Genomic DNA, 24143 nt, shown 5'->3' on the forward strand with positions numbered 1-24143 from the left:
TCACTTTTGAGATGTAAGGCATACCCGGGCATGTTTTGGGTATGCCTCCCCACCGAATTCGAAAAAGTTAAGAGGATTGAACATGGCTGCAATTACCGCTGCAATGGTCAAAGAACTGCGTGAGCGCACTGGTCTTGGCATGATGGAGTGCAAAAAGGCTCTGGTTGAATCTGAAGGTAGTGTAGACGGTGCGATCGAAGAGTTGCGCAAGTCTTCCGGCCTCAAAGCCGCCAAAAAAGCCGGTCGCACAGCCGCTGAAGGCGTCTCGTTGATCAAGATTTCTGACGACAATACCGCTGCCTATATCGTTGAAGTGAATTCCGAAACGGACTTCGTTGCCCGCGACGACAACTTCATCGATTTTGCCAACGACGTTCTGAACCTTGCCTTCGAGAAAGGTGAGACCGACGTTGCCAAGCTGATGGCAGGCGAGTTGGAAGCCAAGCGCGAAGCGCTGGTTCAGAAAATTGGCGAGAACGTTACGGTGCGCCGTGTCGTTGAAATCAAAGGCCCGGTTGTTGGTGGCTATGTTCACAGCACCAACAAGATTGCCTCAGTTGTTGCTCTGACTGCAGGTGACGCCGAGCTGGCTCGCGATATCGCTATGCACGCTGCTGCGGTTAACCCGCGTGTTGCAAGGCCGGAAGATATGCCGGCTGACGAGCTCGAAAAAGAAAAGGATGTCATCAAGGCTCAGCCGGATATGGCAGGCAAGCCCGCCGAGATCGTTGAGAAAATGATGGGCGGCCGGATCAAGAAGTTCCTCAAGGAGCACAGCCTTGTAGAGCAGCCCTTCGTCAAGAACCCGGAACAGACCGTGGGTGAGCTGATCAAGGCTGCTGGCGGCGAACTGGTCGGTTTCGTTCGCCTGGAAGTGGGCGAAGGCATTGAAAGAGAAGAAGTAGACTTTGCTGCTGAGGTCGCCGCTGCAGGCGGTACAGGCAAGGCCTGATTTTTCTGGGCGCTGTGATAACCACGTATAGCGCTACCTGAGTCTGCCACGTTAGTTGGATTTTTCCGGCTCTCGTGGCGGGCTTGTATCTGAGATCCCCCTTTTTTCAAGGAGTATGTCAGATACAAGCCTGCAATGCGTATCACGCCGGATAGCAGTCAACAGACGAAAAGGGGATCAGTATGCCGACACCATCGAAAAACCAGCCAAGATACAATCGTGTTTTGCTCAAGCTCAGCGGCGAGGCCCTTCTGGGTGATCATGATTTCGGTATTGATCCCAAAGTTCTTGATCGTATGGCGCTTGAAATCGGTGCACTGATAGGCATCGGTGTTCAGGTTGGCCTCGTTATTGGCGGCGGCAACCTGTTTCGGGGCGCCTCACTCAGCGCTGCCGGTATGGATCGGGTTACCGGCGATCACATGGGCATGCTGGCAACCGTTATGAACGGCTTGGCTATGCGTGATGCTCTTGAGCGCTCGAACATTCGCACCCGCGTTATGTCGGCCATTCCCATGAGTGGTATTGTTGAGCATTATGATCGCCGCCGCGCTGTTCGCGATCTGAAAGATGGTGATGTGGTTATATTTTGTGCTGGTACCGGCAATCCTTTCTTCACGACAGATTCAGCAGCCTGCCTGCGTGGTATCGAGATTGAAGCAGACGCGGTACTGAAAGCCACCAAGGTGGATGGTGTTTACTCTGCAGATCCGCACCTTGACCCGACTGCGGTAAGGTACGAAAGACTGACTTATGATCAGGTGCTCGACAAAAAGCTGGGCGTGATGGATCTGACCGCTATCTGCCTGGCGCGGGATCACGGAATGCCGCTGCGTGTTTTTGATATGAAGCGTCCGGGCGCCCTGACGCGCATCGTGACCGGTGAAAAAGAAGGTACACTGATTGAATAACGGGTTTTATGATAGCCCGACGAACAAATTGAGGATGATTACGTGATTAATGACATAAAAGCAGAAGCCGAAAAGAAAATGACCAAGAGCCTTGAATCTCTGCACTCGGCTTTCAACAAGATCCGTACCGGCCGTGCTCACCCGTCTATTCTGGACAGCGTGATGGTTAACTACTACGGTCAGGAAACGCCTCTGAAGCAGGTCGCGAGCGTTAACGTTGAAGACAACCGTACACTTGCCGTATCACCTTGGGAAAAGAACCTGGTTCCGGTTATCGAAAAAGCCATTATGATGGCTGATCTCGGTCTTAACCCGGCAACCAGCGGTGATTTGATTCGTATCCCGATGCCGATGCTGACTGAAGAAACCCGCAGAAACATGGTAAAGCAGTCGAAAGCGGATGCCGAGAATGGTCGTGTTTCTATCCGGAATGCCCGTCGCGATGCAAACAGCACGATGAAAGAGCTGCTGAAAGATAAAGACATTAGCGAAGACGACGAGCGCAGGGGTGAGGAAGAAATCCAGAAGCTCACTGACCGCTATATTGCTGAAGTTGAGAAAATGCTCAAAGCGAAAGAAGAGGATCTGATGGCGGTCTGATTGCCTCGGTTCACTTTCAAGCGAAACGCGCGGCTGGTGGGTTTTCTGCTGGACGCACAGGGGATTTCATGACGGGAACAGTATCCGCAGAGATTCCGGTGTCGGCTGATAGCCGGCCCCGGCATGTGGCCATTATCATGGACGGTAATAACCGGTGGGCCAAAGAGCGCCGGCTAAAAGGGGTGGCAGGGCACAAGGCCGGAGTGGGCGCGGTAAAGTCTGTTGTTGAGGTCTGTGCCCGGGAAGGGGTGGAGGTGCTCACGTTATTCGCTTTCTCAAGCGAAAACTGGCGCCGCCCCCAGGACGAAGTTTCGGCCTTGATGAAGCTGTTTGTTTTTGCTTTGGAACGGGAAGTCAGAAAACTTCACCGCAATGATATACGCCTGCGCATTATCGGTGACCGCTCTGCGTTCAGTCCGACGCTGCAAGAACTCATGGCTAAGGCGGAGCAACTCACCAGCAATAACACCACAATGACGCTCGTCATTGCCGCAAACTACGGCGGCCATTGGGATATCGCTCAGGCTACCAGACAGGTTGCCGAACAGGTGAAAGCGGGTCAGCTTCAGCCATCTGACATTACCGATGATCTTATCCAACAGCATCTGAGCATTGGCGATCTTCCCGTGCCAGACCTTATGATTCGTACGGCGGGGGAGCAGCGGATAAGCAACTTCATGCTTTGGCACCTGGCCTACACCGAGCTGTATTTCTCGCCCGTATTCTGGCCGGACTTCAAAGAAGACGAGATGCGCAAAGCGTTGCAGGTCTATGCCGGGCGCCAGCGTCGCTTTGGTCAGACGGATGACCAGATTACAGCCAGTCCGTCACAACAATAACGAACCATAGTGACCTCTATTGTGCTAAAAACCCGAATCATTACCGCTCTTATCCTTGCTCCCATCGCTATTGGTGGCATCTTTTTCCTGCCGCCTTTGGGTTTTGCGCTGTTTACCGCTGCGATAATCACACTGGGTGCCTGGGAATGGGCCAATATGTCCGGTTTTGAGCAGCAACCGGGCCGGGTTGGTTATGCGGTAGTGATTGCAATAATTCTCTATAGCCTTCTTGATGTGCCTGCTGTTGCAGTGCTTTGGCTTGCCCTTGCCTGGTGGTTTGCCTGCTTCTTTCTGGTTCGCAGTTATCCGGCGGGTTCAGAGCGTTGGGGCAGTGTGTCGGTGAGAGCGCTTATGGGGGTGTTGGTTCTGGTGCCCGCATGGGTTGGTCTGAATTACCTTCGGGCAGGCGGGTTTCAATTTGGCAGTACCGACAACAATCTGATGGTTATTCTTTACGTGTTTTGTGTTGTCTGGGTGGCGGACATTGGCGCTTACTTTGCCGGCAAGGCCTTTGGTAAGGCCAAGCTCGCGCCGAGAGTCAGTCCTGGTAAGTCCTGGGCGGGAGTATGGGGCGGCCTGGCAGCCGTTGGTGCGTTTGCTGTGATTGTTAGTGTCCTTGCCTCGGCCAGCACTGCTGAAACCATCATGCTGGTCGTCGCGAGCCTGATAACGGGCATGGTGTCAGTGCTTGGAGATCTGCTGGAAAGTATGCTCAAGCGCTTCAGGGGTATCAAGGACAGCAGCCGGCTGCTGCCCGGGCACGGTGGAATCATGGATCGCATCGACAGTCTCACTGCCGCAATTCCGGTATTTGCGCTTATTATCACCCAGCTTGGCTGGCTGACGACGGTCGGGTCCTTTTGAGTACGGCCGCTCGCTCTATTACGGTGCTCGGGGCCACGGGGTCAATCGGGCTCTCGACTCTGGATGTTATTCGCCGCCATCCCGGACGGTTTTCTGTGTATGCGTTGACGGCCGGAACTCGCGCTGAGGAACTCGCGCTGCTGTGCCGTGAGTTTCGCCCTGAAGTTGCCGTAATGGCAGATGTGCCAGCGGCGCAAAGACTGGCAGATCTGCTTTCGGATCTCCCGGATATTTCTGTTCGAAGTGGAGAGTCGGGGTTGTGCGAAGTCGCCTCCGCTCCGGAAGCATGTACCGTTATGGCGGCGATTGTGGGGGCCGCGGGGCTGGCGCCCACTCTCGCAGCCGTGCGCGCTGGGAAGCGAGTGCTGCTGGCTAACAAAGAAGCGCTGGTTATGTCTGGCAAGCTTTTTATGGACGCCGTATTGGCCTCTGGCGCCGAGTTGTTACCTATAGACTCCGAGCACAACGCAATCTTCCAATGCCTGCCAGCGGATAAAGTTCGCGACCCGGATGGGGCCGGCATTACTCGTATTCTTCTGACGGCTTCCGGCGGACCTTTCCGGGAGCACAGCGCGGAAGCTCTACGCTCTGTTACGCCGGTTCAGGCCTGCGCTCACCCGAACTGGTCCATGGGGCAGAAGATCTCTGTGGATTCAGCAACCCTGATGAATAAGGGGCTTGAGCTGATTGAAGCGTGTTGGCTGTTTAACATTACGCCAGACCGTATTGAGGTTCACGTACACCCGGAAAGTATTATTCACTCCATGGTAGAGTATGCGGACGGCTCTGTGCTGGCTCAGCTGGGCAGTCCGGATATGCGTACGCCCATTGCCAACGGCCTGGCGTGGCCGGAACGTATTGATGCCGGGGTTGAGCAGCTGGATCTGTTCAAGATAGGGCGGTTTCACTTTGAACGACCGGATCTTTTGCGCTTTCCCTGTCTGCGGTTAGCGGCTGAAGCCTTTGAGATTGGCGGTACCGCGCCTGCGGTACTGAATGCTGCGAACGAAGTTGCGGTGGCCGAGTTCCTGAAGGGGAATTTGGCGTTTACGGATATACCCGTTGTTATTGAGAGGACGCTTGCGGTAACGCCCGTAGTGCCCGCAGATAGCTTTGATGTCATCTTCGCGAAAAACTCGGAAGCACGGCAACGGGCGTGGGAACAGATCGGCCTCTTAGCAGTCTGATATAAGTTAAAGATTTTCGCCGTGCTGGCGCCAATACCAGGAAAGCTATGCAGATTATTCAAACCGTACTTGCTCTCGCGCTTACCTTGGGCATACTCGTCACCCTGCATGAGTATGGCCATTTTTGGGTAGCGCGCCGATGTGGGGTTAAGGTACTTCGTTTTTCAGTAGGTTTTGGTAAACCGTTATTCTCGTGGTATGACCGCCATGGTACCGAGTTTGCCATAGCGGCTATCCCGCTGGGTGGCTATGTCAAAATGCTCGATGAGCGTGAAGGGCCGGTCCCCGACGAACTCAGGGATCAGGCCTTTACCTCCAAACCGCCTTCCCAGCGAATTGCCATTGCGGCAGCAGGCCCGATTGCCAATTTTTTGTTCGCAATTTTTGCCTATTGGGTACTCAGTGTAGTGGGTGTTACCCAAGTTGCGCCGATTGTCGGTGAAATTACGGGGAAAAGCGTTGCCGCGCAGGTTGGCTTGCAGGAGGGGATGGAAATTCATGCAGTTGACGGGCACCGGGTAAGTTCCTGGCGAGACGTGAATATGCGCATTCTTGAGCGTGTGGGCGAGCGCGGCCTGATAACTCTGGACGTGTCCGGTGGCGGAACTCGGGGAACTTTGAGTGGCGAACTCGGCGGCTGGAGCTTGAGCGATGAAACTCCTGACCCGCTTGCGGAGTTCGGTATTACCCCGTGGCGACCGGATGTGCCCGCCGTTCTTGGTCAGATTTCAGATGGCGGCCGCGCACAGGCCGCAGGCCTGCAGGCAGGAGATCGCATCCTCGCGGTGAACGATGAGCCAGTGAGTAACTGGTTTGAACTGGTTGATTTTATTCGCAATGCACCCGAGCAAACGCTGGCTCTTACTGTCGAGCGCGCGGGCTCGGGGCAATCTGTACAGATTACCCCGGAAGCAAAAAAACAGGATGATGGTGAGATAATCGGGTTTGTAGGTGCCGGAGTTGAGGCTATTTCCTGGCCCGACAATGTGCTGCGGGAGGTTCGCTACGGTCCCCTGGCGGCGATTCCTGTTGCGCTGGATGAAACCTGGGCGGATACCCGCCTCACCCTTGTTGCCATTAAAAAGATGGTTACAGGGCTGCTTTCCCCCAGTAATCTCAGTGGTCCTATTACCATTGCCCGAGTGGCGGAGGCCAGTGTCAGTTCCGGATTTGAAGGTTTTGTTCGTTTTCTGGCTTATCTCAGTGTCAGCCTGGGTATTCTCAACCTGTTGCCGGTGCCGGTTCTGGATGGTGGTCACATCGTGTATTACACCATCGAGGCCATCCGCAAAAAACCGCTCTCGGACGAGGTTCAGGCCCTTGGATTACGAATTGGTATGGCAATGATCCTCACATTAATGGTGTTTGCTCTTTACAACGACCTGATGCGGTTGTGAGAATTGCGGGCTCCTTACGCGCATTAACCAGGCGAAATAATTGAATGAGACGTTCTCTTCTAGGTTTAGCCGTTGGCCTCGCTGTTGCCGCAACCGGCATGACGCCAGCATTTGCAGATGAATTTACGGTTGCAGATATTGAGGTGGAAGGCTTGCAGCGTGTTTCTGCGGGTACCGTTTTTTCCGCTTTCCCCGTCAATATCGGTGAGCAGATGGACGAAACGGAACTGGCAGATGCGATCAAATCACTCTTCCGGACCGGTTTGTTCACTGATATAGAAGCCAGTCGGGATTCCGGTATTCTTATCCTTACCGTGCGGGAACGCCCTTCGATCACCTCGATCGAAATTGAAGGCAACAAGAATATCGAAACCGACATGCTCATGGATGCTCTGGCAGGTGCCGGCCTTCAGGAAGGTCAGGTGTTTCGTCGAGCAACGCTGGAGCGGCTGGAGCTGGAGATTTTGCGCTCTTACATTGGCCAGGGGCGTTACAATGCTCGGGTGAAAGCAACCGCCGAAGTGCTGCCGCGTAATCGTGTTGCCATTCGTCTGGATATTAACGAAGGTACGGTTGCTGCCATCCAGCACATTAACCTGGTGGGTAACCGGGACTTCAGCGATGAGCAATTGCGCGATCTGTTCGAGCTGCGAACCAGCAGCTGGTGGAACTCCCTTACTAACTCAGACAAATACGCCCGGGAACGTTTGGGTGGCGATCTGGAAACGCTGCGCTCATTCTACCTCGACCGTGGTTATCTGGACTTCAATGTCGAATCCAGTCAGGTTTCCATTTCGCCTGATAAGCGGCAGGTCTTTATTGCGATAGCATTGGACGAAGGGCCGCAGTACACGATCTCCGAGATCCGGCTCCGCGGTAACCTCATTATTGATGAAGAAGAATTGCGGGAACTTATTCCGGTGGATGAGGGGGATGTATTCTCCCGTGCCCGCATGACGGCGATCTCGGAAACACTGGCGTTCCGGCTGGGTAAAGAAGGTTATGCCTTTGCCAGTGTGAATGCCGTGCCTGAGCCAGGTGAAGGTAATACTGCTGCCGTTACCTTTTTTGTTGAACCGGGCAAGAGGGCTTATGTTCGTCGGATCAACTTTGACGGGAATGTATCCACACGGGACGATGTTTTGCGCCAGGAAATGACGCAAATGGAAGGCGGTATTGCCTCCTCGGATCGCATCGAGTTTTCCAAAAGTCGTCTCGAGCGGCTTGGTTTTTTCAAGTCGGTCAATGTGGACACGCTTCCTGTGCCGGGAACAGACGACCTGGTTGATGTGAACTACTCTGTAGAAGAGCAGCCAACAGGCAGCCTCTCTGCTTCCGTGGGATTCTCTCAGGATTCCGGTATCATCCTTGGTGCCAATGTCTCCGAAAACAACTTCTTCGGCACCGGCAAGCGCGTATCGTTTGGTGTGAACGTCAGCGATTCGGTCAAGAGTGCCAATATCTCTTACATGGATCCTTACTACACGGTGGACGGCGTCAGCCGGGGCTTCAGCGTGTTTGCCCGAAAAACGGACTACCAAGAAGAGGACATTACTTCTTACCTTCTGGACGAGTATGGCGGCCGTCTTACCTTTGGTTATCCTACGGACAGCATCACGCGACTGAACTTCGGGCTCGGATACACGCTCTCCAAGGTCAAAGGCGGCGTATTCACTTCTCAGGAAGTGAGTGACTTTATAGATGAGGAAGGTGACTCATTCAATAACTATTTCCTGTTTGGCAGCTGGCGCCGTAGCACTCTTAACCGTGGTGTATTGCCCTCAGACGGTTACAGCCACTCGTTGTCGCTTGATGTCGCAGTGCCCGGCAGTGATCTCACATTCTACAAAGTGAGCCACAAAACCGACTTTTATTTCCCGCTCACAGATACCAATCGCTGGGTGCTGCGCACAAGAACAGATATTGGCTATGGTGATGGCTACGGAAGCCGCTCAATCATGCCATTTTATGAGCATTTTTATGCCGGCGGCTATGGGTCAGTCCGGGGGTATCAAGCTAACTCGCTCGGAAGGCGGGCCACCAACGCGGTCAACGATTTCTCCGACCCTGATCCTTTCGGTGGTAATCTCCTCACTGAGGGTTCCCTGGAACTGATCTTCCCGACACCGTTCGCCGGTGATAGCCGCTCCATGCGGACGGCATTCTTTCTGGATGCCGGGCAGGTGTTCGATACAGATCGCGGATTCCATCCGAGTACTGACGAGGTGCGTTTGTCAGCCGGGGTGGGGTTCCAGTGGATTACAGCGGTAGGCCCCCTGGCATTCAGCCTTGCCAAGCCGCTGAACGACAAGCCTGGTGACGATACTCAGATATTCCAGTTCTCACTGGGCCAGACATTCTGAATCAGAAATTTGAGAAACAAGAACGAATGAAACTCCGGAGACCTATTATGTTCAGAAGCGTACTGATATTTGCTGCAGCTATGGCGCTGGCATTGCCTGCCGTGGCGGAAACCCGCATTGGTGTTGTAGATCTGCGCCAAGCTTTGTTTTCGTCCAACGATGCCAAGGCGTTCAGTGAAGTCCTTCAGAAGGACTTTGCCGGCGACGAGGAAAAAGTCCGCGAAACTCAGGAGGCCGCCCGCAAGTTAAAGGAGCGTCTGGAAAAAGACGGTGCGATGATGAATGAGAGCGAGCGTAACAAGCTTGCTGGTGAATTTCAGGAGAAGGTCAAGGAATTCAACTTTCTTAAGCAGCGTCTCGACTCCACCGTTAACCAGCGTAAGCAGGCGTTTCTTGAAGAAGCTCGCCCTGAGGTAGACGCGTCGGTGAAAGAGCTGCTGGAAGAAAACGATCTTGATCTGATTCTGCCAAGTGAAGCTGTTGTCTATGTGAAGCCGGAAATGAACCTGACCTCGCAGCTTCTGGATAAGCTGAATCGTTAATTCCTGCCGGAGGGCCCCCGGGCTCGTGAGCGTGTTTTGGAGCGCCTGATGACAGAAAAGTCTTACCGGCTTGGGGAAATCGCAAAAGCTCTGGGAGCAGAGCTTCGCGGCGATCCTGAGGTCCGGGTTTCCGGCCTTGCGACTCTTCAGGCAGCTGGCCCGGATCAGCTCAGCTTTCTGGCAAATCCCGCCTACGCAAGGCACATGGCGGATACCCGGGCTGCAGCGGTTATTTTATCGCCGGTAGCTGCGGGGGATCGTCCGAACAATGTTTTGTTACTCGATAATCCGTACCTGGGCTACGCTCGTCTCAGCCACTGGTTTGATCCGGCGCCAGTCGCGCCGCCCGGCATTCATCCTGCGGCCGTGGTTGATGCCAGTGCGATAATAGCGACCAGCGCCAGTATCGGCCCCAACGCCGTTATCGAAGCGGATGTTGTAATTGGTGAGCAGGTTGTAATTGGTGCAGGCTGCGTTATTGGAGCCAGAACCAGTATTGGCCCTGGCTCAATTATTCGCGCCAGAGTTACCTTGGCCCACGATGTGGTTATAGGGCAGCGCTGCCATATCCTCAGTGGCGCTGTGATTGGTTCTGATGGGTTCGGTTTTGCCAATGAAAAAGGCCAATGGCACAGAATCGCGCAACTCGGGCGTGTCATTCTTGGCGATGATGTTGAGGTTGGCGCGAATACAACGATTGATCGTGGTGCATTGGATGACACCATTATTGGTAATGGTGTGAAGCTCGATAATCTCATTCAGATTGCTCACAACGTCCGCATTGGTGATCACAGTGCCATGGCCGCTATGGTCGGGATTGCGGGCAGCACACGGATTGGAAGCCACTGTGTATTTGGCGGAGCCTCCGGAGTGGCCGGACACCTGGAAATTGCAAACGGGGTGCACCTGACGGGTATGACCCTGGTAACCGGAGACATTCGGGAGCCGGGAGTCTATTCTTCCGGCACCAGCGCAGATACGAATCGGCGATGGCGCAAGAACGCCGTGCGTTTCCGCCAGCTCGATGCTCTGGCACGGCGCGTTAAAGAACTGGAAAAGAAATCAGAGGGCTGAGGCCGATAAAATGATGTATATCGATGAAATACTGGAATATCTGCCGCACCGCTATCCGTTTTTGCTGGTAGATCGGGTTACCGAGATTGAAAAGTCAAGTTCGATTAAGGGTTACAAGAACATCTCCTTTAATGAGCCGTTCTTTGCCGGCCATTTCCCAGGTAACCCGATTATGCCAGGTGTACTGATTATCGAGGCCATGGCCCAGCTTTCAGGCATTCTCGGGTTTGTGACGGTGGGGCGGAAACCGTCAGACGGGCTGGCACAGTACTTGGCTGGATCCAGTAAGGCGCGGTTCAAACGCCCGGTGGCGCCGGGAGACCGCATGTGTATGGAGTCGCAGCTTATATCGAGTAAACGTGGTATCTGGAAATTTGATTGTCGTGCACTGGTCGATGGTCAAGTCGTCTGTGTGGCGGAGATACTGACCGCTGAGAGAGAAGTCTGATGGCGACAAATGACTGGTCGGGTGTTCATCCTCAGGCGATTGTAGACCCGTCAGCCAAACTTGCGGATAACGTAACGGTTGGCCCGTGGACTTATATTGGCCCGAACGTTGAGATCGGCGAAGGCACAGAAATCCTCTCCCATGTGGTTGTGAAAGGGCCAACGGTAATCGGCCGGAACAACCGGATTTTCCAGTTTTGCAGCATTGGTGAAGAGTGCCAGGATAAAAAGTACGCCGGGGAGCCAACAACACTGGTTATCGGCGATAACAACGTTATCCGCGAGAACTGCACCATTCATCGGGGTACAGTGCAGGACCGAGGTGAAACCCGGGTTGGCAGCAACAATTTGCTTATGGCTTATGTGCATGTGGCCCACGATTGCGTTATAGGTGACAACATCATCCTTGCGAACTGCGCAACGCTGGCAGGCCACGTAAAAGTTGGGGATCACGCTATTCTGGGCGGCGGCACTATGGTGCACCAGTTCTGTAATATCGGGCCGCACAGTATGGCCGCCGGTGGGAGTATCGTCCTTAAGGATATTCCAGCTTATGTGATGGCAGCTGGCCAGTCGGCGGAGCCTCACGGCATGAACGTTGAGGGTCTCAAGCGGCGTGGTTTCGACAAAGAGGTGCTGATGATCCTGCGGCGCGCTTACAAGGTTATCTACCGTCAGGGCCTGACCACAGAGCAGGCCGTCGAAACGCTGGAAGATGCCTACGCTGATACGCCGGAAGTGCGCGTGCTTATCGACTCCCTGCGAGGAGCTCATCGCGGCATTATCCGCTGAGCAGGCAGGAGCTCCGGTTGATGGATTATCCCCTGACTAATGCGATTGTCAGTGATCGCAGAATAACCTTTGCCATGATCGCAGGAGAGGCATCGGGAGATATTCTCGGTGCCGGCCTGATCCGCTCGCTTCGCAATCGATACCCTAACGCGCGATTTGTCGGCATCGGTGGCGATGAGATGGTTTCCGAAGGCTTCCACTCTCTGGTTCCCATGGAGCGGCTCTCTGTGATGGGGCTGGTTGAAGTTCTTGGTCGCATCCGGGAACTCTTCAGTATCCGCGCCCGACTGCTAAGCTATTTCTTTGCTACACCACCAGATGTGGTTATCGGCATTGATTCCCCGGATTTCACCCTTGCTATTGAGCGGCGTTGCCATGAAGCCGGTATCCCATCCGTTCATTACGTAAGCCCTTCCGTTTGGGCCTGGCGGCAAAAGCGAATCTTCAAAATCGCCAAATCCGTTGATCTTATGCTCACCCTGCTGCCGTTTGAGGCCAGGTTTTATGAAGAGCATAACGTGCCCGTTGCGTTCGTAGGGCACCCTCTCGCTGATCGTATTCCTGTTGTCCCGGAGACAAGCAAAGCCCGTCAGGAGCTGGGGCTTGATGAGAACGTACCCTTGTTAGCCGTACTGCCAGGAAGCAGAGCCGGCGAGGTTGAACGTCTGGGAACCCTGTTTCTGGAAGCTGCACGCTGGATACAGGCTAAGCGGCCGGATGTGCAGTTGGTTATACCCTGTGTTAATCGTGAACGGGAAAAGCAGGTTCGCGACCTTATTGAAGCGCTTGAAGTGAAGTTGCAGGTCACCATTGTGAGAGGTCGGTCCCGCGAGGTGATGGCCGCCTCAGATGTTGTATTGCTAGCTTCCGGAACGGCGACCCTTGAGGCAATGCTGCTGAAGAAACCCATGGTAGTGGGTTACCGCTTGAGCAACGTCAGCTACGCACTTCTATCCCGCTTGGTGAAAGTGCCTCACGTTTCATTGCCCAACCTGTTGGCAAAGCAACCTTTGGTTCCTGAGCTTTTGCAGGACGACGCGACACCAGAATCACTTGGCGCAGCCGTGTTGGAGCGCATGGAAAACCAGCAGGAGCGTGATCGACTGGTGGAGGCATTTACAGAGCTTCACCACACATTGAGACAGGATGCCGATGAGAAAGCGGCCCAGGCAATCTCGACGCTTCTTGAAAAGAGGGCCCACTAAATGGCCCGCGCGCCAGTACTGCCACCTTTTGAGTGTGCGTATCAGGGAAGGCTTCTGGCCGGCGTTGATGAAGTTGGGCGTGGCCCGCTCATCGGCGCGGTTGTAACGGCCGCCGTGATTCTGGATCCCGACCGGCCCATCGCAGGGCTGGCAGATTCCAAAAAGCTCACGGAAAAAAAACGTAACGCTCTGTACGACGAAATCATTGAACACGCAACGGCTTGGTCTTTGGGCCGTTGTGAGGCCCGTGAGATCGACCAGATCAATATCTACCAGGCCACAATGGTGGCTATGGAACGTGCCGTTGCCGGTCTGAAAATCCTGCCGGAATACGTATTGGTAGATGGCAACAAATGCCCGAAGTGGCACTGGCCCTCAGAGCCGGTGATAAAAGGGGATAGCCGGGTGGAGGCGATCAGTGCAGCATCCATTATCGCCAAAGTAACCCGAGACCGGGAGATGGCAGAGATGGAGTTGCAATACCCCGGTTACGGCCTGGCCCAACACAAGGGTTATCCCACACCCGTGCACCTGGAAGCGCTGTTCCGGTTGGGCGTAACGCCAGAGCACCGCAAGTCCTTCCGTCCGGTTCAAGACGCGATAGAGCAGGTCGGTTTCTTCAAGGCTCCGGTGACATCTGTGGCAGAAGCCCTGCAATACCCTACGGATCTCTTCGAAAACAGTAATTGACAATGTTCTCCCGAGTCCTTAATATACGCGCACGTTGATCGGGGCAACCCGGTAACAACCAGTTTGATGCGGGGTGGAGCAGTCTGGTAGCTCGTCGGGCTCATAACCCGAAGGTCGTAGGTTCGAATCCTGCCCCCGCTACCATATTTTAAAGGCAAATCAGTAACATACTGATTTGCCTTTTTTCGTTTGGGGCATAAAAAGTCTCTCTGACGATCTCAGAACATGTCGCCTAACCAAGAAACCCCTTGCAGCCTCAATCCCAGTAGGGCGGGTCGCCAAAGTAGCCATCGATAAAATCAACAAAACTCCGAACTTTGCTCGCCAACAGTTGCCGGTGGGCATAGACCGCATAGAGCCCCATGGGTTCAGGTTCATACTCCTGCAGGATAACCTGCAGCTTTCCTTCCTTGATTGCCGGGCCTGAAATAAACGTAGGCTGCAAGGCAATCCCTGCTCCCGCAATAGCGGATTCGACCAGTACATCGCCGTTGTTGCTGGTCATACCGTTGCTGTCGTTTTGGCCATTGTTTTGCAGCCATCGGTGCAATGGTTGGCTGGCATCCAGCTCTATGTAGCTGTAGCGCAGGTAGCGGTGACCCTGAAGATCTTCCAGGTATTGGGGAGTGCCGTTTTGTTTGAGGTAGGCCGGTGAGGCGCACACAACCATGCGGATCGGTGCAATTGGTTTGGCGATCAGCGAAGAGCTTTTCAAGTGGCCGATCCGCAGGACTATGTCGAACCCCTCCTCAACCACGTCGACTTTTCGATCATTCAGCTGCAAATCGATGCCTACGCCCGGATGAGCCTTCTGAAACTCGCGCAGCAGCGGCGCCATATGGCGGATAGCAAAGGAAACAGGCGCACTGATCCTTAGCAGGCCGCGAGCCTCGGTTTGCAGGTCTCCAATCTGGCTCTCCATGTCATCAATGTCGTGCAGTATCTGTTGCGCTCGCTGATGATAGCTGGTGCCAGCTTCGGTTAAGTGAATCCGGCGAGTGGTGCGGTTGAGCAGGCGTACACTCAGGTGTTGCTCAAGCTGGGAGACATACTTACTGACCAGCTGTGGGGAGATGTCCAGCCGCTCGGCGGCGCGGGTGAAGGCGCCTTCACCCACCACCGTAACGAAGGCGCGCATAGCGTCGATGCGATCCATAGGCTCATCCAGATTGTGTGATTATCAACGTTTTGTTGATAATGATGCAATGATCGTCATCTTATTCTTCTTTATTGGCGATAGTAAAGTAGGTTCATCATCTGGAGCGCGCGGCTTCAGAGGGAAGTCAACAGATCACTATTCGGGGAATGATGATGAACTCTAAAATTACACAAGCCTTGTTCAATTCCAACGGCGGTTATGCGGCGCTGATTTTGCGGGTACCGGTTGGACTGATTTTGGCGGCACACGGTGCGCAGAAGCTTTTCGGCTGGTTCGGAGGCTATGGCTTGGAAGGAACCGGGCAGTGGATGGCCAGCATCGGGCTCGAGCCTGGTTATTTGATGGCGCTAATGGCTGGCGGCGCGGAGTTCTTCGGTGGGCTGGCGTTATTGTTGGGCTTGCTGACACGCCCTGCCGCATTGGTTGTCGCCTTTGCCATGCTGATTGCCATTTTTGCCGTGCATATTGGTAATGGTTTGTTTATGGCTAACAACGGTTACGAGTACGCCTTGACCTTGTTTGTAGTTTCCTCGGCCCTGGTAGTTCAGGGCGCCGGACGATTTGCCTTGGACAAGGTGCTTCTGGAGCGTTTCGGTGGTGCCAGCCGCTAAGCAATGGCTTGATGAGATCAGTGGGTGTTGCTCATTCCCATGAGCCTGCTGATCGCCCTACACTGGCTTATCTGTCAAAACTCTGAATTTAATCACTGAGGTCGATTATGCAAGCCATACAGTTTTCAGAAGCGGGCTCTCTCGATTCGCTGCAATTATGTGACCTGCCGAGGCCTGTACCCGGTGCCGGAGAGGTTCTGATTGAGGTTCGGGCTACGGGCCTGAACCCCAGCGATTTGAAGAACGTTCTCGGGCGCTTTCCTTACACCACCACGCCGCGCATTCCCGGCAGGGACTTCTCGGGTGTTGTTGTGGAGGGCTCGGCAGAACTGCTGGGCAAAGCAGTCTGGGGCGGCACCGGTACAGGCTTCAGTTTCAACCGGGACGGGTGTCATGCTCAGTATGTGGTTCTGCCGGCAACCGCAGTTGCGCCCAAGCCGGAATCGCTGACCTTTGCCCAGGCGGCTACCTTCGGCGTTCCATACATCACTTCATGGGATGCCTTGGAGCGAAGCCAGGTTCAAGCTGGCACCCGGTTCCTGATCATAGGTGCCGGGGCGGTGGCCAAAGCAGCCCAGGCACTGGCCAAAGCAAGGGGCGCTGATGTTGTGCTGGGCGTGCGCCGTGCCGAGGTTGTGAGGGAACTCGAAGCGCAAGGTATCAGTGCTTTTCAATTAGCAGAAGCGGAGCAATTGCCAGAGCAGGCGCAAGAGTGCTTCCAGCAGCAATCGCCCGAGGTCATTTTTGATACCACCGGCTACTGGCTGCCTGCGGCGGTTAATTCGGTAGGTGCGTTCGGGCGCATCGTGGTCATCGCAGCGCCGGTGGATGGGATGATCAGTATGCCCGTTCTCAATCTGTACCGCCGCGGCGGCTCGATCATAGGCATCAACTCGCTGCTATACAGCCTGGAGGATTGCGCGAAGATGCTTGAGCGAATAAGCGCAGCGTTTGAGGGTGATCTACCGATTCCTGACGACTTTACCGAGTTGCCGCTCTCGGAGGCAGTTGCGGCCTACCATAAGGTGAACGAGGGTGGGTCTGAAAAGATCGTCCTGATCCCTCAAGGCAAGATGATCTAACCGTCACGGTTTAGACGAAGCAGGAGATCTTACAATGATTGAACTTAGACCTCACAGTGAACTCGGCGGTGCCCATCATGGCTGGCTCGATACTCGCCACCATTTTTCGTTCGCCGAATATTATGATCCCAACCGTATGCACTGGGGCAACCTCAGAGTGTGGAATGACGATACCATTGCTCCGCATTCGGGTTTTCCGCGCCATCCGCACCGCGATATGGAAATCATCACCTATGTGCGCAAGGGTGCCATTACGCACCAGGACAGTCTTGGCAACAAGGGTCGCACTGAGGCCGGCGATGTCCAGGTGATGAGTGCCGGAACAGGCATTGCTCATAGTGAGATGAACGAAGAGGGCGAAGCTACCCAGATCTTCCAGATCTGGATCATGCCCAATGAAGCGGGCCTGCCACCGATCTGGGGCACCAAGCCGTTTCCAAAAGGTGAGCGAAGTGGGTCTTTCGTTACCCTCGCCAGTGGTCTGCCCGGTGATGACGAGGCTTTGCCAATCCGAACGGATGCTCGCATGGTAGCAGCAACCCTGGAGGCAGGTCAGAGTACCGAATACCACATTGCTGCAGGGCGCAGGGTCTATCTGGTGCCAGCAACCGGCAAGATTGAAGTGAATGGTGTGGTAGCCTCAGCCGGCGACGGCGTTGCGATTAGCAATGAACGACTGCTGAAGGTCAGTGCCCGGGAAGACAGCGAACTCGTGCTGGTGGATGTGGCATAAGCGAACCGTCCGGTTTTCGGGTGGTGGGTTGCAACAACCCTTATGGCGCGTTGACCATTGCCGGTGGTGATGGTCCGCGCCAAGCCCATGGCTTTGTCCGGGAACTATTCACTGTATACTGCGGGTATTTAGAATGACCTGCCGTTATGGGGAAATCAGTTTGTCTGGCGAAACTGTAAGTTACGGATTAGAAAGCATCGTCCTGCACCATTCCTTCAAGCAGGTGAGGGGACGAACCATCAAAATCGACTGCCGTGAACGAACGCACCTGGGTGGTGTGAACGGGGCCGGCAAAACGTCTGTTCTGGCGCTTGTTCCGGCCTTCTTTGGTGAAGAGCCAGAACGGATCGTCACCAAGGCATCGGGGAAGCTGTCCTTTTTGGACTACTATCTGCCCACCTTTCAAAGTCTCATCATTTTTGAGTACCGGCGACATACGGGGCTCTATTGCGCGGTGATGTATCGTCACGCTCAGGGTAAGCCATGCTATCGCTTCGTGGCTGGATCCGCCGAAGAAACTTTCTTCGCGCCCGAGATTAAAGAGCTTCTTCAGGGTGGTGCCAGTGCAGACGATGTATTTGCCGCTATCCGTCGGGGAGGCACGCCCGTCTCGAAGATCATCGATACCATTACCAATTACCGCGCGATCATTCAGCGCAATCAAAAGCTGCTGAAGCGGCTGCCTGCGGATGCCCGGTCGCTTCGCGCATTGGCTGCAGAATTTGGCCTGGGGGACAGCGACACCCAGATGACCAACATTGAACGGCTCACCCATGTGGTGTTGAACAAGCATCGGCTTCTGAGCAGCTTCAAGACCATGATCTGCGAGACGCAATTCGAGAATATCCACCAGCATGCCAGGCCCCGCGCCATTGACCGTAAAGATCTGATTGCGGATATACAGAGCCTTTCTGCCTTCGCGGGTGAGGAAGAAAAAATCCGTGAATGCCTGAGAAAAGACGCCGAGCGCAGGGCGATACTTGAGCAAGCCGATAAAACCGTCGCCAACTTGTTCGTGACCGTTGAGGAAGCCCGGGAAAAAGCGAGTGAGCTGAGCCAGCAGAAAGAGCGGTTCGAGACTGAGAGAAGTGATCGAAAAACGGTGTTTGAGGACACGGATCACCAGCTTGCTCGCCAGGTTACCGATCATAACGCCCATTTTGAGACCCTGGATGGGCAAGTCGCGGCCCTGCACAGGCAGAACGATCAGTATGAGGTTGATGATCTGCCCGGCCTGGCACAGAGATTTGATAATCTGGCCGATTACCGTCAGCGCCATGCAACAGCGCAAGCCGATTACGACAGCCTGACAGGTAAGGCCTCTGCCATTGAGGGCGAATACGATCTTGAGAAGCAAAGCATCCAACGCGAGCATGAGAAGCATCAGGCCCAGCGCGAGCAGCGCTTGAGAGAGGCCACCGACGCGCTGACCTCGGCAAGACACGCCTACGATTTGAAGCTGAACTCGATCAAAACGGACAAGGTAACGGCAGTATCTGAGTACAAAGATAGCCGGGCAGTCGAGCGGTCGGAGCTGACGAACGAACAAGCCCGCTTGTCAGCGCTCAGGGAAAGTCCAGGGCAGACGGAAGCGGAACAACAGGAAGTCGCTTTCGCAGAGCAGGCATCCGAGGAAGCCTCCGAGCAGGTCGCTCAGACGCACGAGAGTCGTCTGGAAGCCGGCCGTAAGCGGGATCAGGCGGATCACGACTGGAAAGCGGCTCAGGAACAGGTTCAGCACATGGATGTAAAAGTCCAAGGGCTGGAAGACAGCTTTAACGAGCTGCAGAAGCAGATCGCGCCTGAAAATGGTACTTGGTTGTCGCAGCTACGTGCCCAGGACCCAGAGTGGGGCAACCGCTTGGCAAAGGTTGTTAATCCGTCTTTGCTGCATAGAAAAGACCTAACGCCAACTCGCGATCTAAATGCCAGTGAAACAGCTGTTATGGGCTGGCAGCTCGCGCTGGATGCCATACCGGTACCGGATTTTGCAGCTTCTGAGGATGCTCTGCAGGAGCGCAGCCGAAGCATCGATGCGGAGCGCCAGGGAGCGATTAAGCAGCGGGCAGACACCGAGCGCGAGGCCCAGCGTCGGCATGAAACCTACAAAGCCCGTGCCGAAGCTGCAGACCGGCTGGAAACAGAGTTTTCTCTGGTAGAGCGCACCCGCAATAACGCCCAAAACAAGCTGGGTAATGCGCGCCAGCGTGTTAAGGAGGCGCAGGCGGCCCGAATCGCAAAAATCACCAGGGATCTCGACGCGGTTCAGCTCAGGCTTAAAGACTTCGATGAGCAAACCGGAGAAGGTATTCGAGACGTTGAATCCGGCTTTCAGCAGCAGATGCTGGACATGCGAGGTCATTGGGCGGAGCAGGAGTCGGAGCATCAATCCAGCGTTGACCAGCTGTCTGAACTGATTGCCTCGGCAGAGTCGGAACACAAAGCACGCCTCAAGAAAAAGCGTCAGATATATGATCAACGCCTCTCTGAGGAAGGCATTGATCCTAAGGTGGTTCAGGACGCCAGAGATGCGTTGGCCAAACTCACTGAGACTGTCGAAAAAATTGTGGTGTCTGAGGATCTTGTACGCGGATACCGAAAATGGCGCGAACAGGAATGGAGCAAGGTTGAGGCTCTGACAGAGCAAGCCAGCCAAGCCAGGGCAAAGCGCGAGGCCGCAATCCGAAAGCGCGATGAAGCTGAGCGCACGTGGAAGGAGCATGACAGCAAGCTGAAAGCTTCTATTGCCGAACACCAGGGAGTAATCAAGACGCTCCGGGAGCAAACGGAAGCCGCCGAAGGCGTGCTTAAACACTTCCGCGGAGATACTTTTTCAGAAGGGTTTCCGGGTAACCTGGCAGATCTCACCCAGGAGCTTCAGGGTGCCTACCAGAAGCTGGAACAGCTGCGTAAAGAGGTTGTTGGAACGTTTGATCAGGCCACATCTATCCTGAACCGGTATGACAACACCCAAATCCAGCAAGCGTGGCAGAAACTATCGGCCCATCGGCACGGCCAGATGACCGGCGATGTGCTGGATCATGAGGAAAGCTTTAAGCTGGCGCGGGTTCCGGATCTGCGAGAGTTGTTGGATACCGACATACCTCAGCTACGTGATGCGCTGATCGATCAGTTTGTATCCGAGGCTGGCAGTCTGGTGAAGTATTTCGACAGCCTGGAAGTCATGGCGCGCGAGGTGAAAGCGGTTTCCAGCCTGCTGAAACGAAAGATCAACACCGATCAACAGATCGAGAGCCTCAGTGATATTCAGGTGGTGCTCGAGCCCCGGATTTATGAGGACGAGACCTGGCAGCCTCTGAAGGAATTCGTGGAGCAGTGGCAAACGTGGATTCACATGAACCGTCGTTCACTGCCGAGCGATGCAATTCTGAGACGCTTTAAGTTGGTTACGGATACCCTGAGTGATGCCAAAGTAAAGGAAAGTGTCGAGTCGATGATCGACATGCGCCTGGAAATGAAAGAAAACGACCGGCAAGTGGTGATCCGCACAGATGCTGACTTCCTGTCTGCCAGTTCGACTGGTCTCACATACCTGGCAATCATGACGGTGTTCATGGGGCTGACGCGCTATCTGTGCCCGGACCTGAATACCCGTATTACCTGGCCCATTGATGAACTGGCTACGCTCAGCCCCAACAACATCTCTCATCTGGCCGATATGCTGGAAGCGAACAATCTGACCATGATTTCCGCGTGTCCGAAGTTGGACAGAAGTTTGCGCAAATTTTTTGAAAATAAGATTTCGCTCAAGCAGGGTCGGGTTCATACCTACGAAACGTCGGAGATTCAGGGAAAGCACACCGAGATGTTCGCAAGCGTGAGCCACGGCGGGCAGACGCCGCAGACAACAGCAGAAGAGGTGCCAAGCCATGAGTAGTCCGTTATTCGAGCGCACCGTTACAGCTTTGCTTCAGGAGCGGGTGATCTGTGAAGTCAGTGACGACGAGCTCTACAACTATCTGCTTTTGCCGGGCAACCAGGATGCGGTGAACCGTTTTTTGGGTCAGATCAACCGAACGCTTCGCCAGACCAGCGCCCACGACGCCTTTGTGTGTGCGTATCTGGACATCTCGGATGCCGGCACCAAGGAAGCGATCCGTCATCAGTTCAGGGATGTTGCCAATAATCTTGAGGCTTTTGTGCAGTTCCTGCGGCTTGTGATGATGCTCGAAGCAAACGACCGCCCGGTGTTGCCTGGCGATAAGCTTTCTGAGGGTGCCATCTTAGATCGCATTGCGGCGGCACCGGCGCTGGAATCAAAGCTCAGATCGCTGGCGGAGAAAAAAGTGTTTCATACTAAGCGCGCGGACTCGGCAGGCCAGATTCGTGCGGTTCTCTCCAGCCTGGAGAAGATGGGCTACCTGAAGCCCGTGGGCACCAGCGGCAGCCTGTTCCGGGCCACCGGCCGCTGGAGCTGGCTTTACGATGCCATGACGTTCATTCAGGCTCACGAAGGCATTCAGGGCTCCGAAGATGCTGATTCCGAGCAGATGAGGCTTCACTGATGGCTCGCGCTCAAGACGCTCAAAGCACACTCCGTGCCTTGGCCAAGTACGGCGAGGCGATTCTGGAGGCACATCTGCGAAACGGAAACCGTATTCCGGATTCTGATGACAATCTCGGGCTGATTGAAACCTTGGAGCATCACCGCCTGGTGTGGCGCATTGGTGAGTCTGAAGACCTTCAGCTGAAAAAGGTGCTGGTTCAGTTTCTCGATCACATAACCGAGTCGGAAAGGCGTCGCTACGCCAGTGCCCAGGTGCACATACTGTGGCAGCAGCTGAGCGAGCTGTTTCAGGAATATAAAGAGGCCAAGAAACGATCCGCCCTGAGTGATATCGACCGACTGGAAGGTGAGATCAAGGAATGTCTTGCGGATGTGATCGAGGATATTCGCAATGCTACGGAGGCGTTCGCCACCTACATAAACACGGGTTTTGCGTATATCACGAATCTGAATTTGCGCATCCGTGAAAACGAGCGGGTTATTGAGCGCGCCGGTCGACTGATTACTCTGTTCGAGAGTTTTCGTATCCCGGAACTCGCGGAGCAGGCCGGTTCGGATGCGTTTCTGAAGCGCCTGTTGCTTCGACATCTGCCGGCTACTTTGGAGTCCTCTCAGAAGAACCTTTCTTACGCACTTAACCAGCTGCGTAAAATGCTGGTGCGCATGCGCGAAGATCAGAGGCTGAGCCGAATGGTCGGTGCTTTTGAAGCACATTTTATCAACAACCGCGGGTTTGAGCCGTCTATTGACCACCTGGATTTGAGGCAGGTTCCGGAAGCTCTCAACACAGTTGCCCCTTTCCAGATACGTGGATTCGGGGATATTTACGATTCTGCTGACGATCTTGAGCTGATAGAGATAGCCGCCAAAGCCCGGACTGTCCCCGTTGAAATTGAGGATAAGCCCGTCCCGGATGGTGTGGGCACCGTCAATTTTGACGTTGCAGGTGAAACCGAAATTGAGGAAGACGATCCGGTAGAAGAGGCCATTGAAGAGCTGATTAAACTGGTTGTAGACGGTGCTCTTGGCGAGCGAACTATACTCGCTTCCGAGGCGCTTGCCAGTACCGGTCTGGGGATTGACAAAGCTGACTGGCTACAGGCCATTGTCTCTGAGATTGAATCTCTGTCAGATGGAGATCAGAGACATATAGACGTGGTTTATCACCAGATCCCGCACCGGATCTATCCGGATAATGTCATGGTTTCTGATCTGACTCTGAGGCACAACCATGCTGGCTGAAATTGCTGCCATAGAGCGCCTGTTGAAGGCGGGCAAGTCGAAGGTTCAGCGTAGCCAGACCTGGGAACAGATTTGTGCGGAAAATGGAGTGGGGCAGGTCATTGGCCGAGAGATCCACTTTACTGCCGCTGATAAACAGCGCCTGAGAGAGTATGCCTTGGCCGAGCATGGGGTAGATCCGCAATTTGACTCCCGCGTCGGTGGCCGGATGGTTATGGCTCTTCAAGATGCCAGCGAAAAGCTCAGCAGCGACTCAGTTTTTGGCCACTTGATCGTGCTGGCAACCGCTGGCACTGCGAAGGTGGCAGTGGGTGGTGAAGAGTTCAGGACGCCCCGAGGCAGTGTGCTCAGCGTGCTACCGGGATGTCTGGATACCGATCACCTTCAGTCCCAGAAATTGGTGATCGTTGAGAACGGAGGTGTCGTGCCCTATTGGGCAGACATTCGGCTGCCGGGCTCCTGGGAGAATTCGGTGATTCTCTACCGCGGTCATCGAGAGAATGTCCGCACAATTGCTGAGATCGCCAGGAATCAGCCTGCAGGCAATCTGGCATGGTTCTTTGACTTCGACCCGGCTGGGCTGGCACTTGCACTTGATCAAGGCAGAGGGAGTGCTCTGGTGGCCGGAAAATGGCGTGAGCTCGGCAGGCATACACCGTTTAATCAACCTAAGATCCATCGCAAACAGTCGGTAGCTCTGAAAAGACTGAAAGCCCGGGCTACCGGTGAGCTTCTCGCCATCGCAGAACATATGTCGAACGAAGAGTTGGCGGTGATGCAGGAACACCTGACTCGGCGGCACATACAACTGGTAGCGCTACCCATTACTTGTTGAAAAATGGAACAGTCCCGGAGTAGCCCCTGAGTCAGAAGCCAGCCTTAAACCTTTTCAGCTCATGAATACAACCCCAACAAATCATCTAAT

At 54.5% G+C, this 24143-nt stretch carries 22 protein-coding genes and 1 tRNA gene; 22 read left to right on the plus strand and 1 reads right to left on the minus strand.

Going from position 1 to position 24143, the window contains the following annotated elements; translation table 11 throughout:
- The first annotated feature begins 82 nt into the window (after positions 1 to 82).
- The 15 genes from tsf (at position 83) to BUA49_RS16235 (ending at position 14007) form a co-directional block, all read left to right on the plus strand.
- Positions 83 to 952 carry a translation elongation factor Ts gene (tsf, locus tag BUA49_RS16165; RefSeq protein WP_072799453.1) on the plus strand — a complete coding sequence of 290 codons (870 nt, stop codon included), beginning with the start codon at positions 83 to 85 and terminating at the stop codon, positions 950 to 952.
- A 182-nt stretch (positions 953 to 1134) separates the two neighbouring features.
- The gene (gene pyrH / locus BUA49_RS16170) at positions 1135 to 1863 is read left to right on the plus strand and encodes a UMP kinase (RefSeq protein WP_072799455.1); all 729 of its coding nucleotides are present in this window, start codon (positions 1135 to 1137) and stop codon (positions 1861 to 1863) included.
- Positions 1864 to 1905: 42 nt separating this feature from the next.
- Positions 1906 to 2463, plus strand: coding sequence for a ribosome recycling factor (frr, locus tag BUA49_RS16175; RefSeq protein WP_072799457.1), 558 nt, complete (start codon positions 1906 to 1908; stop codon positions 2461 to 2463).
- A 68-nt stretch (positions 2464 to 2531) separates the two neighbouring features.
- Positions 2532 to 3302 (plus strand): polyprenyl diphosphate synthase, encoded by a 771-nt coding sequence (uppS, locus tag BUA49_RS16180; RefSeq protein ID WP_072799459.1) that lies wholly within the window; start codon positions 2532 to 2534, stop codon positions 3300 to 3302.
- A gap of 21 nt (positions 3303 to 3323) precedes the next feature.
- Entirely contained in the window at positions 3324 to 4166 is an 843-nt protein-coding gene (locus BUA49_RS16185) for a phosphatidate cytidylyltransferase (RefSeq protein WP_072799540.1), read from the plus strand.
- Positions 4163 to 5353 carry a 1-deoxy-D-xylulose-5-phosphate reductoisomerase gene (gene ispC, locus BUA49_RS16190; RefSeq protein WP_072799461.1) on the plus strand — a complete coding sequence of 397 codons (1191 nt, stop codon included), beginning with the start codon at positions 4163 to 4165 and terminating at the stop codon, positions 5351 to 5353. Before BUA49_RS16185 ends, ispC begins: the two co-directional genes overlap by 4 nt.
- Before the next feature lie 47 nt (positions 5354 to 5400).
- Positions 5401 to 6750, plus strand: coding sequence for an RIP metalloprotease RseP (rseP, locus tag BUA49_RS16195; protein ID WP_072799462.1), 1350 nt, complete (start codon positions 5401 to 5403; stop codon positions 6748 to 6750).
- A 44-nt stretch (positions 6751 to 6794) separates the two neighbouring features.
- Complete coding sequence (gene bamA / locus BUA49_RS16200; RefSeq protein WP_072799464.1) at positions 6795 to 9113, plus strand: outer membrane protein assembly factor BamA; 2319 nt, start codon at positions 6795 to 6797, stop codon at positions 9111 to 9113.
- Positions 9114 to 9160: 47 nt separating this feature from the next.
- A complete protein-coding gene (locus BUA49_RS16205; protein WP_072799466.1) occupies positions 9161 to 9655 on the plus strand; it encodes an OmpH family outer membrane protein in 495 nt (164 codons plus the stop codon).
- 48 nt (positions 9656 to 9703) lie between these two features.
- On the plus strand, positions 9704 to 10729 hold the full coding sequence (gene lpxD, locus BUA49_RS16210; protein ID WP_072799468.1) for a UDP-3-O-(3-hydroxymyristoyl)glucosamine N-acyltransferase: 1026 nt from the start codon (positions 9704 to 9706) through the stop codon (positions 10727 to 10729).
- Between the two features lie 10 nt (positions 10730 to 10739).
- On the plus strand, positions 10740 to 11177 hold the full coding sequence (gene fabZ, locus BUA49_RS16215) for a 3-hydroxyacyl-ACP dehydratase FabZ (RefSeq protein WP_072799469.1): 438 nt from the start codon (positions 10740 to 10742) through the stop codon (positions 11175 to 11177).
- Positions 11177 to 11968 (plus strand): acyl-ACP--UDP-N-acetylglucosamine O-acyltransferase, encoded by a 792-nt coding sequence (gene lpxA / locus BUA49_RS16220; protein ID WP_072799471.1) that lies wholly within the window; start codon positions 11177 to 11179, stop codon positions 11966 to 11968. The genes fabZ and lpxA overlap by 1 nt, the downstream gene beginning before the upstream one ends.
- A 20-nt stretch (positions 11969 to 11988) precedes the next feature.
- Positions 11989 to 13173: a lipid-A-disaccharide synthase gene (lpxB, locus tag BUA49_RS16225; protein ID WP_072799473.1), complete on the plus strand. Its 1185-nt coding sequence runs from the start codon at positions 11989 to 11991 to the stop codon at positions 13171 to 13173.
- A complete protein-coding gene (gene rnhB, locus BUA49_RS16230; protein WP_072799474.1) occupies positions 13174 to 13863 on the plus strand; it encodes a ribonuclease HII in 690 nt (229 codons plus the stop codon).
- A 67-nt stretch (positions 13864 to 13930) separates the two neighbouring features.
- A tRNA-Met gene (locus BUA49_RS16235) sits at positions 13931 to 14007 on the plus strand.
- Positions 14008 to 14119: 112 nt separating this feature from the next.
- Here the strand turns inward: BUA49_RS16235 and BUA49_RS16240 are convergent.
- The gene (locus BUA49_RS16240; protein WP_072799476.1) at positions 14120 to 15019 is read right to left on the minus strand and encodes a LysR family transcriptional regulator; all 900 of its coding nucleotides are present in this window, start codon (positions 15017 to 15019) and stop codon (positions 14120 to 14122) included.
- 155 nt (positions 15020 to 15174) lie between these two features.
- Between BUA49_RS16240 and BUA49_RS16245 the strand changes: the two genes are divergently transcribed.
- The 7 genes from BUA49_RS16245 to BUA49_RS16275 all read left to right on the plus strand — a co-directional run bounded on the left by BUA49_RS16245 (position 15175) and on the right by BUA49_RS16275 (position 24053).
- Entirely contained in the window at positions 15175 to 15633 is a 459-nt protein-coding gene (locus tag BUA49_RS16245) for a DoxX family protein (protein ID WP_072799542.1), read from the plus strand.
- A gap of 107 nt (positions 15634 to 15740) precedes the next feature.
- Entirely contained in the window at positions 15741 to 16715 is a 975-nt protein-coding gene (locus BUA49_RS16250) for a quinone oxidoreductase family protein (protein ID WP_072799478.1), read from the plus strand.
- Positions 16716 to 16749: 34 nt separating this feature from the next.
- Positions 16750 to 17448: a pirin family protein gene (locus tag BUA49_RS16255; protein ID WP_072799480.1), complete on the plus strand. Its 699-nt coding sequence runs from the start codon at positions 16750 to 16752 to the stop codon at positions 17446 to 17448.
- A 160-nt stretch (positions 17449 to 17608) separates the two neighbouring features.
- Positions 17609 to 21346, plus strand: coding sequence for an ATP-binding protein (locus BUA49_RS16260; RefSeq protein WP_175547603.1), 3738 nt, complete (start codon positions 17609 to 17611; stop codon positions 21344 to 21346).
- A complete protein-coding gene (locus BUA49_RS16265) occupies positions 21339 to 21974 on the plus strand; it encodes a condensin complex protein MksE (protein ID WP_072799484.1) in 636 nt (211 codons plus the stop codon). The genes BUA49_RS16260 and BUA49_RS16265 overlap by 8 nt, the downstream gene beginning before the upstream one ends.
- The gene (locus BUA49_RS16270; RefSeq protein ID WP_072799486.1) at positions 21974 to 23218 is read left to right on the plus strand and encodes a hypothetical protein; all 1245 of its coding nucleotides are present in this window, start codon (positions 21974 to 21976) and stop codon (positions 23216 to 23218) included. The genes BUA49_RS16265 and BUA49_RS16270 overlap by 1 nt, the downstream gene beginning before the upstream one ends.
- Positions 23208 to 24053: a DUF7281 domain-containing protein gene (locus BUA49_RS16275; RefSeq protein WP_072799488.1), complete on the plus strand. Its 846-nt coding sequence runs from the start codon at positions 23208 to 23210 to the stop codon at positions 24051 to 24053. The genes BUA49_RS16270 and BUA49_RS16275 overlap by 11 nt, the downstream gene beginning before the upstream one ends.
- Positions 24054 to 24143 lie beyond the last annotated feature (90 nt).

It is taken from the genome of Marinobacter antarcticus, from assembly GCF_900142385.1.
GTDB lineage: Bacteria > Pseudomonadota > Gammaproteobacteria > Pseudomonadales > Oleiphilaceae > Marinobacter > Marinobacter antarcticus.

Coding starts and splice junctions, on each gene's coding strand:
- pyrH (WP_072799455.1), top strand. CDS start 1,135: ATGCCGACACCATCGAAAAACCAGCCAAGATACAATCGTGTTTTGCTC.
- bamA (WP_072799464.1), top strand. CDS start 6,795: ATGAGACGTTCTCTTCTAGGTTTAGCCGTTGGCCTCGCTGTTGCCGCA.
- BUA49_RS16265 (WP_072799484.1), top strand. CDS start 21,339: ATGAGTAGTCCGTTATTCGAGCGCACCGTTACAGCTTTGCTTCAGGAG.
- fabZ (WP_072799469.1), top strand. CDS start 10,740: ATGATGTATATCGATGAAATACTGGAATATCTGCCGCACCGCTATCCG.
- rseP (WP_072799462.1), top strand. CDS start 5,401: ATGCAGATTATTCAAACCGTACTTGCTCTCGCGCTTACCTTGGGCATA.
- BUA49_RS16205 (WP_072799466.1), top strand. CDS start 9,161: ATGTTCAGAAGCGTACTGATATTTGCTGCAGCTATGGCGCTGGCATTG.
- lpxB (WP_072799473.1), top strand. CDS start 11,989: ATGGATTATCCCCTGACTAATGCGATTGTCAGTGATCGCAGAATAACC.
- uppS (WP_072799459.1), top strand. CDS start 2,532: ATGACGGGAACAGTATCCGCAGAGATTCCGGTGTCGGCTGATAGCCGG.
- rnhB (WP_072799474.1), top strand. CDS start 13,174: ATGGCCCGCGCGCCAGTACTGCCACCTTTTGAGTGTGCGTATCAGGGA.
- BUA49_RS16245 (WP_072799542.1), top strand. CDS start 15,175: ATGAACTCTAAAATTACACAAGCCTTGTTCAATTCCAACGGCGGTTAT.
- BUA49_RS16255 (WP_072799480.1), top strand. CDS start 16,750: ATGATTGAACTTAGACCTCACAGTGAACTCGGCGGTGCCCATCATGGC.
- lpxD (WP_072799468.1), top strand. CDS start 9,704: ATGACAGAAAAGTCTTACCGGCTTGGGGAAATCGCAAAAGCTCTGGGA.
- BUA49_RS16275 (WP_072799488.1), top strand. CDS start 23,208: ATGCTGGCTGAAATTGCTGCCATAGAGCGCCTGTTGAAGGCGGGCAAG.
- lpxA (WP_072799471.1), top strand. CDS start 11,177: ATGGCGACAAATGACTGGTCGGGTGTTCATCCTCAGGCGATTGTAGAC.
- tsf (WP_072799453.1), top strand. CDS start 83: ATGGCTGCAATTACCGCTGCAATGGTCAAAGAACTGCGTGAGCGCACT.
- BUA49_RS16240 (WP_072799476.1), bottom strand. CDS start 15,019: ATGGATCGCATCGACGCTATGCGCGCCTTCGTTACGGTGGTGGGTGAA.
- BUA49_RS16270 (WP_072799486.1), top strand. CDS start 21,974: ATGGCTCGCGCTCAAGACGCTCAAAGCACACTCCGTGCCTTGGCCAAG.
- BUA49_RS16250 (WP_072799478.1), top strand. CDS start 15,741: ATGCAAGCCATACAGTTTTCAGAAGCGGGCTCTCTCGATTCGCTGCAA.